General features: G+C 63.5%; 14 protein-coding genes. 8 read left to right on the top strand and 6 right to left on the bottom strand.

All coding sequences use genetic code 11. The features are described 5' to 3' along the window. Positions 1–211: 211 nt before the first annotated feature. Entirely contained in the window at positions 212–478 is a 267-nt protein-coding gene (locus L981_RS30185; protein ID WP_043625476.1) for an usg protein, read from the top strand. A 60-nt stretch (positions 479–538) separates the two neighbouring features. On the opposite strand, the gene L981_RS30180 is transcribed toward L981_RS30185, so the two are convergent. Continuing rightward, a complete protein-coding gene (locus L981_RS30180; RefSeq protein WP_043625474.1) occupies positions 539–1,264 on the bottom strand; it encodes a DUF2270 domain-containing protein in 726 nt (241 codons plus the stop codon). A 76-nt stretch (positions 1,265–1,340) separates the two neighbouring features. Here L981_RS30180 and L981_RS35870 point away from each other — a divergent pair, with 76 nt between their 5' ends. The 4 genes from L981_RS35870 (at position 1,341) to L981_RS30165 (ending at position 3,970) form a co-directional block, all read left to right on the top strand. Continuing rightward, a complete protein-coding gene (locus tag L981_RS35870; RefSeq protein WP_256364302.1) occupies positions 1,341–1,472 on the top strand; it encodes a hypothetical protein in 132 nt (43 codons plus the stop codon). Further along, entirely contained in the window at positions 1,469–2,296 is an 828-nt protein-coding gene (locus L981_RS30175; RefSeq protein WP_043625471.1) for a class I SAM-dependent methyltransferase, read from the top strand. Before L981_RS35870 ends, L981_RS30175 begins: the two co-directional genes overlap by 4 nt. 112 nt (positions 2,297–2,408) lie before the next feature. Next, entirely contained in the window at positions 2,409–3,278 is an 870-nt protein-coding gene (locus tag L981_RS30170; protein WP_043625469.1) for an NAD(P)-dependent oxidoreductase, read from the top strand. Next, positions 3,275–3,970: a DNA alkylation repair protein gene (locus L981_RS30165; protein ID WP_043625467.1), complete on the top strand. Its 696-nt coding sequence runs from the start codon at positions 3,275–3,277 to the stop codon at positions 3,968–3,970. Before L981_RS30170 ends, L981_RS30165 begins: the two co-directional genes overlap by 4 nt. Positions 3,971–3,979: 9 nt before the next feature. Here the strand turns inward: L981_RS30165 and L981_RS30160 are convergent, their stop codons facing one another. The 3 genes from L981_RS30160 to L981_RS30150 all read right to left on the bottom strand — a co-directional run bounded on the left by L981_RS30160 (position 3,980) and on the right by L981_RS30150 (position 5,752). Continuing rightward, positions 3,980–4,468, bottom strand: a complete 489-nt coding sequence (locus L981_RS30160; protein WP_034795162.1) for an Lrp/AsnC family transcriptional regulator — start codon at positions 4,466–4,468, stop codon at positions 3,980–3,982. A 65-nt stretch (positions 4,469–4,533) separates the two neighbouring features. Further along, positions 4,534–5,172 carry a uracil-DNA glycosylase family protein gene (locus L981_RS30155; protein WP_043625465.1) on the bottom strand — a complete coding sequence of 213 codons (639 nt, stop codon included), beginning with the start codon at positions 5,170–5,172 and terminating at the stop codon, positions 4,534–4,536. Beyond that, entirely contained in the window at positions 5,165–5,752 is a 588-nt protein-coding gene (locus tag L981_RS30150) for a thermonuclease family protein (protein WP_043625463.1), read from the bottom strand. Before L981_RS30150 ends, L981_RS30155 begins: the two co-directional genes overlap by 8 nt. 306 nt (positions 5,753–6,058) lie before the next feature. On the opposite strand from L981_RS30150, the gene L981_RS30145 reads away from it, so the two are divergent. Both L981_RS30145 and L981_RS30140 read left to right on the top strand, forming a co-directional pair. Then, a complete protein-coding gene (locus L981_RS30145; protein WP_043625480.1) occupies positions 6,059–7,594 on the top strand; it encodes a HAMP domain-containing sensor histidine kinase in 1,536 nt (511 codons plus the stop codon). Positions 7,595–7,597: 3 nt separating this feature from the next. Then, complete coding sequence (locus tag L981_RS30140; protein ID WP_043625461.1) at positions 7,598–8,155, top strand: GNAT family N-acetyltransferase; 558 nt, start codon at positions 7,598–7,600, stop codon at positions 8,153–8,155. Here L981_RS30140 and L981_RS30135 read toward each other — a convergent pair. Both L981_RS30135 and cobT read right to left on the bottom strand, forming a co-directional pair. Then, complete coding sequence (locus L981_RS30135; protein WP_043625459.1) at positions 8,145–8,558, bottom strand: diacylglycerol kinase; 414 nt, start codon at positions 8,556–8,558, stop codon at positions 8,145–8,147. The genes L981_RS30140 and L981_RS30135 overlap by 11 nt on opposite strands. A gap of 229 nt (positions 8,559–8,787) precedes the next feature. Continuing rightward, on the bottom strand, positions 8,788–9,804 hold the full coding sequence (cobT, locus tag L981_RS30130) for a nicotinate-nucleotide--dimethylbenzimidazole phosphoribosyltransferase (RefSeq protein WP_043625456.1): 1,017 nt from the start codon (positions 9,802–9,804) through the stop codon (positions 8,788–8,790). A gap of 246 nt (positions 9,805–10,050) precedes the next feature. Here cobT and L981_RS30125 point away from each other — a divergent pair. Continuing rightward, on the top strand, positions 10,051–10,607 hold a 557-nt coding region (locus L981_RS30125), incomplete at its 3' end, for an adenosylcobinamide-GDP ribazoletransferase (RefSeq protein WP_043625454.1).

The following is a 10,607-nucleotide window of genomic DNA, read 5'->3' as shown; positions in this document are numbered from 1 at the left end:
ATCGCTGCCACCTTCACCTACTGGTGCAATTGAGTCCGGACCCTAGGCCTTCTATGTCGATTTCGAACAGGCTTGGCAGCACTCTCCAAGAGAGGCTGCCAAGCTTTTGTTATTTCACGAGAAAGTTTCACTTCGGGACAAATATTAGCCCTTGATTAACAAATCAGGCGTTTCATCATAGGGACCAACCTTTGCGAGAAGTGAGGTCCACATGACGAACGAGATGGAGCTTCAGCTCAAGGGCTACGGACTGACGACGGCGCAGATCCTCTACCACCTGCCCGACCATCCGGCCTTCCTCCAAACCTACATCTGGCAGCACTACGACCTGGCACCGGAATTCCCGGAGATGCGCAGCTTCCTGAAATTCTGGGAAGAGAAGCTGGACGGGCCGTTGCATTCGGTGCGCTACGTGCACCGCAAGCTGATCTCGGCCACGGAATGGCGCGCACTGAAGGGCGAATTCATTCTGCACTGAGAGCTTCACCGGCGTTCGCTCTCTGCCGTCGAGACAGGCGAGGCGTGACGCCTGGTGTCCTCAAACATGCACTTCCCCGTGCGCCAGTTCGCCCTCGCGCGGCTCCTTGTGCAGCGAGCCGTAGAGCACCACCCCATAGAACAGCACGACACCGATGATCACCGGCCAGCCGGGCAACGGACCGAGCGCTGCATTCTGGGCGACGTCCATCCAGGAACGCACATGGCCGAAGGGCTCACCATTGGTGGAGATCTTCGGCGAGGAAATCTTCAGCGCCCAGGCGAGCAGCAGGATCAGGTACATCCAGCAGTAATTGCGCTGCAGCCGGCGGCAGACCGCCTCGCGGTAGCTCATCAGGAAGGCGGGCTTGCGCAGGCTCTTGGCGATCGACGCCGCCCAGTTGAGGTTCGGCGTGCCGTCGGGCGCCAGGATCTGGGCGAAGTAGCCGCGCTCCAGTTGCCGCACCCGGGCGCGGTAGACGTCGAAGAAGCGATAGCGGCGGGCTTCGATCAGCAGCAGCAGCGTGATCAGCAGCATGGCAAAGAGCAGCACGCCATGATGCGACGACGGCGTCGACAGCGAGACCGAAAGCAGCGCCGCAACGACCGTAATTGCCCAGTTGGACGTCCGGTCGATGCGATCGCGCCAGCCGGCCATACGCCCCATCTCGCCGCGATAATAATGCACCACGGCGTTGATCTGTTCCTGCGACGTCTGCGGCAAAGGCGGGCCTTTCGGCTCCTTCGTTTCGGCGCTCAAGATCAGCGGCCCAAGCTCGGCGGACATCGGCATTCCTCCCGTCTTTTCTTATGCTTGCGATGATGACTCCTTTCCTGTCGCCGATAAATCCCGATGACGCCGCATGACGACGTTTTTCGTTCAAAAGATCAATGAAATCCTGCCACTGGCCACAGGCAAGCCCGACCTGCCGCCGCAAAGCTTTCGCCGACGGCGATTGCCAAAGATCGCCTGCGGACGTAAGAAGCGCCCATGACCCAGAAAAGCACGAAAATCGACGAGGAAGCGCTGGCCGAAGCCTACAACCGCGCCCTCTCCCTGGAAAAGTCCGGCAAGTTCGATGCCGCCGCCGACGCCTATCACGAAGTGCTGGCGCTCGATCCGGAAGACCACGGCGGCGCTGCCGTGCGGCTGGCCTCGATGGGACGCGGCGAAACGCCTGTCAAGGCGCCCGACGCCTATGTCGCCACGCTCTTCGACCAGCATGCCGAAGTCTTCGACAACGTGCTCGTCGACCAGCTCGGCTACTGCGTGCCCTTGCTCGTTCGCCAGCGCCTGCAAGCGCTTGAGCTCGGCCCGTTCGACCGCGTGCTCGATCTCGGCTGCGGCACGGGGCTGACCGGCGGCGCGCTTCGCGACATGGCCGAAGACATCACCGGCGTCGATCTCTCCGAAAACATGGTCGAGATCGCCCATGAAAAAGACCTCTACGAGACGCTCTACGTCGCCGAAGCGGTCGACTTTCTCGACGACAATGACGACGAGCCCTTCGACCTGATCGTCGCCACCGACGTGCTTCCCTATATGGGCGCGCTCGAGGCGCTGTTCTTCGGCGCCGTCGACAACCTCGTGCCGGGTGGCCTGCTGATCTTCTCCAGCGAGACGCTGCCTGCGGAAACCTTCGCCGGCCGCGATTTCATGGTCGGCCCGCACCAGCGCTTCGCCCATGCCGAAAGCTACCTGCGCGACCGTCTCGCCGCCACCGGCTTCGAGATCGTCGAAGTCGGCGACATCACGGTTCGCCTGGAAGAAGGCGAGCCGATTGCCGGACATCTGGTGGTCGCACGCTTCAAGCCCTGATTGGGCCATGACGGCATCATGAGAAGGGAGCATCGCACGATGCTCCCTTCTCTCTTTTCCGCACCCGCGCCATCGGCTACACCAAGGCGAAAGCAATGGGAGTATTCGGAAAATGGCAAAGGTTGCATTCATCGGTCTCGGCGTCATGGGCTACCCCATGGCCGGCCACCTCAAGGTCCGCGGCGAGCACGAGCTGACGGTCTATAACCGCACCTTCGCCAAGGCCGAGAAATGGGCTGCCGAGTTCGGCGGTCGCGCGGCGCGCACGCCGGCGGAAGCTGCCGATGGCGCTGATTTCGTCTTCTGCTGCGTCGGCAATGACGACGACCTGCGTTCGGTCACAACAGGCAAGGACGGCGCCTTCGAGACGTTGAAGGCCGATGCCGTCTTCATCGACAACACGACGGCCTCCGCCGAGGTCGCCCGCGAACTTTACGAGGCGGCCAAGGCCCGCAACGCCCACTTCGTCGACGCCCCGGTTTCCGGCGGCCAGGCGGGTGCCGAAAACGGCGTGCTGACGGTGATGTGCGGCGGCGACGAAGCCGCCTTCGGTCGCGCCAAGCCGGTCATCGAAGCCTTTGCCCGCATGGTCGGCCTGATGGGCCCGGCCGGCGCCGGCCAGATCACCAAGATGATCAACCAGATCTGCATCGCCGGCCTCGTCCAGGGGCTCGCCGAAGGCATTCATTTCGGCAAGAAGGCCGGCCTCGACATCGAGAAGGTTGTCGATGTCATCTCCAAGGGAGCGGCCGGCTCCTGGCAGATGGAAAACCGCCACAAGACGATGAACGCCGGCAAGTACGATTTCGGCTTTGCCGTCGACTGGATGCGCAAGGATCTCGACATCGTGCTCGCCGAAGCCCGCCGCAACGGCGCCAAGCTGCCGGTGACCGCGCTGGTCGACCAGTTCTACGGCGACGTACAGGAAATGGGCGGCAATCGCTGGGATACGTCCTCGCTGCTCGCCCGCCTCGAAAAGTGAGCCTTGGCCCCTCCTCGACCGCGGGCGAGATCATCGCTCACCTGCGGTCGCTTGGCTCCGAGGACAATCTTGCTAGCATGGCGCGTTTCGGTATCGTCACCGACGCGGCCATCGGGCTTTCCAATGTCGAGCTGCACAAGATCACCCGGCTGGTGAAGACCGATCACCGCCGCGCGCTGGAACTCTGGCAGTCCGGCATCCGCGAGGCGCGCATCCTCGCTGCCTTCACGGCCGATCCGAAAGCGCTGACGCTGGAAGAGGTGCGCCGCTGGGCGGAGGACTGCAATTCCTGGGAAGTGGTCGACACCGTTGCCGACCTCTTCGTCGCCGCGCGCTTCGAGCGCGAGCTGATCCCGGAATTTGCCGCCGACGAACGGGAATTCGTCCGCCGCATCGCCTTTGCGATGATCGCCACGGCTGCGGTTCACCTGAAGAAAGAGCCGGACGCAACGCTTCTCGCCTGGCTGCCGTTGATCGAGCAGCATTCCGGCGACAATCGCAACTTCGTCAAGAAGGCGGTCAACTGGGCGCTCCGGCAGATCGGCAAGCGCAATGCCGCCTGCCACGGCCCGGCGTTTGCGCTGGCTAAGGAACTGGCGGAAAGCGAAAACCGCGCCGCCCGCTGGACGGGCAAGGACGCGGTTCGCGAACTGTCGACTGAAAAGATCCTGGCAAGGCTTGGGCTCGCCTGAGCCTTAAGATCAGTCCTCGCTGGACTTCGCCTGGTCGATCATCATGTAGTCGAGCGGCAGCTCAGTCGTATACTTGATCTGCTCCATGGCGAAGACGGAGGAGACGTCGCGGATCTCGATCTTGGCGATCATGCGCTTGTAGAAGGCGTCATAGGCCGCGATGTCGGGCACGACGACGCGCAGCAGATAGTCGACGTCGCCGCTCATGCGGTAGAACTCGACCACTTCCGGAAATTCGGACACGACCTCGGAGAAGCGGCGCAGCCACTCCATCGAGTGGGAATTCGTGCGGATCGAGACGAAGACCGTGACCTTGGTGTTGATCTTCACCGGATCGAGCAGCGCGACGCGGCGGCGGATGACGCCGTCCTCTTCCATCTTCTGGATGCGCCGCCAGCACGGCGTGGTCGAAAGCCCGACCTTCTTGGCAAGGTCGGCAACGGCCAGCGTGGAATCCTCCTGCAGCAGGCGCAGGATTTTGCGGTCTAGGCGATCCATCAGAGTCCCTCTCGAATTATTTTTCCCTCTATAGCGCGAAATTGGTGAAGATAAAGAAAATTGTTTCAGCTTGCGAGAACGGAAACACGTTCGCGCAGGAAAGGCAGCACGTCCGCCTCGAACCAGGGATTGCGCTTCAGCCAGCCGGTGTTGCGCCAGCTTGGATGCGGTAGAGGCAGGATCGCCGGCACGGCGTTGCGCATGGCGTAGCGCCGCCAATCCTTCACCGTCTCGGTCATCGATTTCGGACAGTCCGGGCCGATGTGCCACCGCTGCGCATAGTGGCCGATGGCCAGCACCAGTTCCACCTGCGGCATCTGCTCCATCACCCGGTGACGCCAGAGCGGCGCGCATTCGCGCCGCGGCGGCAGGTCGCTGCCATGAGCGTCATAGCCCGGAAAACAGAAGCCCATCGGCACGATCGCGAATTTATCCGGATCGTAGAAAGCCTCGCGATCGACACCCAGCCACTGCCGCAACCGGTCACCGGACGCATCGTTGAACGGCAGGCCGCTGTCATGCACACGCAGCCCGGGCGCCTGCCCGGCGATCAGGATGCGCGCGGCAGTGGAGATTACCGCCACCGGCCGCGGCTCGTGTGGCAGCCGGTCGGCCTCGCCACGCTGCGGATTGTCGCGACAGATGCGGCAGGCGGCAATGTCCGCCCGCAACCGTTCGAGTTGAGCAATGCGGTCGTCAGGCATCGGCGATACCGGAAAAGAGTGCGGTCAGGCGTTCGAGCAGCCAGCCGCGGATCGCGGCAAGCCAGCCATCGATGAGGTGCGGCCCTTCGTCGGGATGACCGTTTGTCCGACGCCACTCCTGCGGCTTCACGAACTCGCCGGCCCAGAGCCCGCGCTGCTCGCGTTCTGCCCTTGCCTCCTCGGCCTCATAGCGTCCGTAGCTCACCGCATAACCCGAAAGCACCATTTCGCGCCCGACATCGCGGCTGGCCGCATCGCAGACACCAAGCTCGCGGCCGTATTTGTCGCGGCCGTGAAAACGACAGCGCACATCGCCCGCCGATATCAGCGCCCGCAAGCGGTCGCGCGCCTCGCGGCCGCAATCCCAGGCAACGCCGTCGCGTTTGCAGGTCTGGCCGAGTTCCGGCGCGTCGATGCCCTCGATACGGACGCGCTTCCCGTCGATCCGCAGGCTGTCGCCGTCGCTCGCAATCGCCGCGCCGCGTGCTGAACCGGTCGAAGATCGTTCTCCGACCGGCAGCCGATCGGCGAAAAAGGCGCCGATCGCCAGCAGCAGAAGAATGATCCAGCCACCGACCATGCCGCGACGTCCGCCGGACGACGCCTGACCGCGGGACCTGCCGCGGCCCTTGGGAAACCGATATGTCGTCCGTCCGAATTTCACGCCTGCCCTAACCTCGTTTGCCCGCACGGTGCCTGACAGACCAGCGCGTCATAAACATGGTCGATTCCAAAAGATTAGAGAAGGAATCTCACATGCAGCACGATCTGTTGCGACCTTGGACACGGCTGCGCCACAATGGTTGTCGAATCCTTCACGCACCGCAGCAACTTCTTAAGGATTGCTCACTAGACTGCAACGCAATCGCAACCGTCGCATATGAGCATGAGTATCGCTGCCAGCACATCGACCGATAAGATTATCGTCGACAAATCGCGTAGCCATCGAAACAAGGCTGTTTCGAGGACGGTCCGCGCGACGCGCGAACGGTTGCAGACTGGCTCGTCGGTGCCTTCGGGCTTCGAGCGCGAGATGCTCAATCTCTACATCGACAGTGCACTGCATGGCGCGATCGCCATCCCGGTGCTCGTCGCGCTGATAACAGCGGTCGGCATCTACCTCTCCGGTAATCTCGGCTTCGTCCTCTGGGCGGTCATGACGCTCTCGGCCCATGCCGTCACGCTCTTCTTTGCGCGCAAGGCACGCCGGGAAGACATGAGCGCCGAGAAGGTTCCGGTCTGGCGTCGCCGCTTCCTGCTCGGCCAGGTGCTGATGGGCCTCTGCTGGGCGACCTTCGTGGCGCAGGATTGCGCCAGCTGCGGCAATGTGCGCTTCGGCTTCTTCGAGGGGACGGTGCTGCTGGTCGCGCTTGCTGCGACCGCCATGGGCACGTTCCTGCTGCGCAACGCGCTCCTTTACACGTTCGCACCGGTCGTCGCCGCCCTCGCCTTCGCATCGCTCACGACCGGCGACCCCATCTATGTCGGTCTCACCGGCATCATCTCGCTGTCGCTGCTCTTCCTGGTGCTGATGACGGACCGGATGAACCGCGCAAGCGTTCACATTCTTTCCGTTCAGTCGGAAAAGGACGACCTGATCGCGGAACTCGAAGTGGCAAAGTCGATGTCCGACGAAGCCCGTCGGCGCGCTGAAGAAGCCAACCTCGCCAAGTCGCGCTTCCTCGCATCCATGTCGCACGAGCTGCGCACGCCGCTCAACGCCATTCTCGGCTTCTCCGAGGTGATGTCGACCGAGGTTCTGGGCCCGCTCAGCAACCCGACCTACAAGGAATACACCAACGACATCCACCGCTCGGGCGAGCATCTCTTGAACCTCATCAACGAGATCCTCGACCTGTCGCGCATCGAGGCTGGGCGCTACGATCTCAACGAGGATTCAGTCAGCCTCGTCGATATCGCCGAGGATTGCATCGGCATGGTGCAATTGAAGGCCCGCGCCAAGAACATCACCATCCACCAGCAGTTCGAACACGGCATGCCCTCGGTCTGGGTCGACGAAAAATCGATGCGCCAGGTCATTCTCAATCTGCTGTCGAATGCCGTGAAGTTCACTAATACCGGCGGCGAAGTCACCTTCAAGGTCGGCTGGACGGCCGGCGGCGGCCAGTATCTCTCGATCAAGGACAACGGCCCCGGCATTCCCGAGGAAGAAATCCCGATCGTGCTCTCAGCCTTCGGCCAGGGCTCGATCGCCATCAAGAGCGCTGAACAGGGCACCGGTCTCGGCCTGCCGATCGTCCAGGCGATCCTTGCCAAGCACAATGGCGAATTCATCCTGCGCTCGAAGCTGCGCGAAGGCACTGAAGCCATCGCCATCCTGCCGGCCCGCCGCGTGCTCGAAAGCCTGCCGGCGATCGAGGATGTCGCAGCCCCGGTTCGCCGCCGCAAGAGCTTCGCCTGATCCATGCACGTCGAGACGCAGCGCCTCAGGCTTCGGCCCTGGGAAGAACGCGACATCGCGCCCTTTGCGCTTGCCAACGCAGATCCCGAAGTCCGGCGCTATTACTATCCGGCCATTCTGACGCACAACGAAACGGCAGCGATGATTGACGACTGCACCCGTCACCTCGCCGACCGCGGCTTCGGTTTCGTCGCCGTTGAACGCAAGTCCGATGGGGCGCTGATCGGCGGTCTCGGCCTTTCGGAGGCTGGAGACGAAATCCCCGGCGGCCCGCATGTCGAAATCGGCTGGATCCTCGCCCGCGCCCACTGGCGGCAGGGTTATGCGCTGGAGGCGGCGAGCGCCTGCCTGAACCATGCGTGGCGCACACTCGGCCTTGCCGAGGTCATCGGCTACACCTCGCGCATCAACCAGCCGTCGCGGGCACTGATGGAACGATTGGGCATGCGTACGGATCCGGCCGAGGACTTCGACGATGTCACGGTGCCCGTGGGCAACCCGCTGCGTCCGCACGTGCTCTATCGGGTGAAGGCGCCGGCCGGCTGGCCGATCAGTTCATGAAGCCGTCGAAGATCACGACATAGGCGGCATAGACGCCGTTGGCGACGATCAGGCAGAGGCAGGCGAAGGATCCGAGATCCTTGGCGTTCTTTCCCATTTCCGAGATTTCGGGAGAAACGCGATCGACGATTTCCTCAATGGCCGTGTTGATCGCCTCGAAGGCCATCATCAGCAGGAAGAGGATCGCCATCGCCACATATTGGAAGAAGGTTGCGCCGACGACGATGAAAGCGACCATCGCGGCAGCAAAGGCGATCAGTTCGTGGCGAAAGGCCGCTTCGCCGATCAGCCGCTTGGCGCCGCCGAGCGAATAGCTCGCAGCGGCAAAGAGATGCCGAATGCCGGTTTGCTTTTCGACAGGACCCGTCTGTCCAATGCGGTGCGTGGTGTTCTTGGCGTCCATTTCGTCTCGACAGGGCTTGAAACCGTGCTTGCTTCGACATCGTGATTGAGGCGAATGCATGGCGGTTTCGGTTGCAGGCACCCAAAGACTATAGCTAGGGCGCGCATTTGCGCTTTGGATAGGCGAGAAGGACGCATCCATCAAGGCCCGGCACGCGACGGCGTCGCGCCCGTGACAGGCCTTGGACAGAAACCGGCCGGTCTTCCTGCAAAGACCGGCCGAAACTTCACTATTCCTTGTTGCTGACGCCGGCCTGGGCAAAGGTCGCCATGCCGCTGTGGCAGGCGGCCGCCGCCTTGACGATGCCGGCGGCGAGCGCCGCACCCGTGCCTTCGCCGAGCCGCATGCCGAGCGCCAAGAGCGGCGTCTTGCCGAGCTTCTCGATTGCGCGCAGATGCCCCGGCTCGCCCGAGACATGGCCGATCAGGCAATGGTCGAGCGCGGACGGATTGGCCGCCCTCAGGATCGAGGCCGCGGCGGTCGCCACATAGCCGTCGATGATCACGGGCACCTTCTGCACGCGCGCTGCCAGGATGGCCCCGGCCATTGCCGCAATCTCGCGGCCACCGAGACGGCGCATCAGTTCGAGCGGATCGGACAGGTGGTCGCGATGCAGCGCCACGGCCTTTTCGACGGCAGCGATCTTGCGCTTCAGCACCTCGCCTTCGGAGCCGGTACCCGGGCCGACCCATTCCTCGGCCGTGCCACCATAAAGGCCGAGATTGATCGCGGCCGCGATCGTGGTGTTGCCGATGCCCATTTCGCCGATGCACAGCAGATCCGTGCCGCCGGCGATGGCTTCCATGCCGAAAGCCATGGTCGCGGCGCAATCGCGCTCGGACAATGCCGCTTCCTCGGTGATGTCGCCGGTCGGATATTCGAGCGCGAGGTCGAAGACCTTCAGCCCGAGGTCGTGGCTGACGCAGATCTGGTTGATCGCAGCACCACCGGCAGCGAAGTTCTCGACCATCTGCGCGGTGACGGACGACGGGAACGGGGTCACGCCCTGACGGGTGACGCCGTGGTTACCGGCAAAGATCGCCACCAGCGGCCGGTTGACGGCCGGCGCCTTGCCGGTCCAGGCGGCAAGCCAGAAGGCGATTTCCTCGAGGCGCCCAAGCGCGCCCGGCGGCTTCGTCAGCTGGGCGTCCCGCTCCCGTGCGGCAACAAGTGCTGCCGCATCCGGGCCCGGCAGGTTGCGCAACAATTCGCGAAAGTCATCAAACGGCAGGCCGCTGGCACTCATGAGAGGAATCCTTGCATCATCGTGAAGCTCTATCTACGCCCCTCATAAAGGTCGCTGAAAATTCGGGCAACGACATTTGCGCCAATCAGCGTCGCCGCCTCGATCCGTCAGCGGTCGGAGACGGCCGTTGAAAGGTCTTGGAAAAGTGTGGCCGATACGCACCGGCGAGCCCGTCCGGCTTGCGAGACTCGCCGCAGTCGGTAGTTTGGCAGAGGCCGGCTCAATGGCCGCAACCTTGGAGGAGCCATGGGCTTCGTTGGCGATTTCTGTGACGATGTGGCGCGGTCGATCGGCTTCTTGAGCCGCATCCCGATGCCTGCGCGCCACTTCGAAGGTTATGACGGGCGCTTGAGCCGCGCCGTGCGCGCCTTCCCGCTTGCCGGCCTGCTGATCGCCCTGCCATCCGCGGCCGTCGCCATGGCCCTCATGGCGCTGCAGGCAAGCTCGCTCTTTGCCGCCTTTGTCGTGGTCGCCATCCAGGCGCTTGTCACCGGCGCGCTGCACGAAGACGGGCTTGGCGACACGGCCGACGGCTTTGGCGGCGGTCGCGACCGCGAAGCGGCGCTTGCGATCATGAAGGACAGCCGCATCGGCACCTATGCGGCCGTCGCCCTCATCCTCTCCTTCGGCCTGCGCGTCTCGGCGCTCGCCTCGATCCTGCCGCTCTTTTCGCCGCTCGGCGCCGCCATGGCCATCCTTGGTGCCGCCTGCCTCAGCCGCGCCGCCATGGTCTGGCACTGGTCGTCGCTGCCACCGGCACGCAGCGGCGGTGTCGCGGCAGCGGCCGGCGCGCCCGAGCCGGC

The organism is Ensifer sp. ZNC0028 (assembly GCF_000799055.1).
Taxonomy (GTDB): domain Bacteria; phylum Pseudomonadota; class Alphaproteobacteria; order Rhizobiales; family Rhizobiaceae; genus Ensifer.
Note: the sequence above shows the minus strand (reverse complement) of the source record. Positions and strands in the feature narration are given on the sequence as shown.

Excerpts from the sequence above, each read along its gene's own strand:
- L981_RS30170 (WP_043625469.1), top strand. The coding sequence starts at position 2,409 with ATGGCAAAGGTTGCATTCATCGGTCTCGGCGTCATGGGCTACCCCATG.
- L981_RS30180 (WP_043625474.1), bottom strand. The coding sequence starts at position 1,264 with ATGTCCGCCGAGCTTGGGCCGCTGATCTTGAGCGCCGAAACGAAGGAG.
- L981_RS30135 (WP_043625459.1), bottom strand. The coding sequence starts at position 8,558 with ATGGACGCCAAGAACACCACGCACCGCATTGGACAGACGGGTCCTGTC.
- L981_RS30185 (WP_043625476.1), top strand. The coding sequence starts at position 212 with ATGACGAACGAGATGGAGCTTCAGCTCAAGGGCTACGGACTGACGACG.
- L981_RS30175 (WP_043625471.1), top strand. The coding sequence starts at position 1,469 with ATGACCCAGAAAAGCACGAAAATCGACGAGGAAGCGCTGGCCGAAGCC.
- L981_RS30155 (WP_043625465.1), bottom strand. The coding sequence starts at position 5,172 with ATGCCTGACGACCGCATTGCTCAACTCGAACGGTTGCGGGCGGACATT.
- cobT (WP_043625456.1), bottom strand. The coding sequence starts at position 9,804 with ATGAGTGCCAGCGGCCTGCCGTTTGATGACTTTCGCGAATTGTTGCGC.
- L981_RS30145 (WP_043625480.1), top strand. The coding sequence starts at position 6,059 with ATGAGTATCGCTGCCAGCACATCGACCGATAAGATTATCGTCGACAAA.
- L981_RS30160 (WP_034795162.1), bottom strand. The coding sequence starts at position 4,468 with ATGGATCGCCTAGACCGCAAAATCCTGCGCCTGCTGCAGGAGGATTCC.
- L981_RS35870 (WP_256364302.1), top strand. The coding sequence starts at position 1,341 with ATGACGACGTTTTTCGTTCAAAAGATCAATGAAATCCTGCCACTGGCC.
- L981_RS30140 (WP_043625461.1), top strand. The coding sequence starts at position 7,598 with ATGCACGTCGAGACGCAGCGCCTCAGGCTTCGGCCCTGGGAAGAACGC.
- L981_RS30150 (WP_043625463.1), bottom strand. The coding sequence starts at position 5,752 with ATGGTCGGTGGCTGGATCATTCTTCTGCTGCTGGCGATCGGCGCCTTT.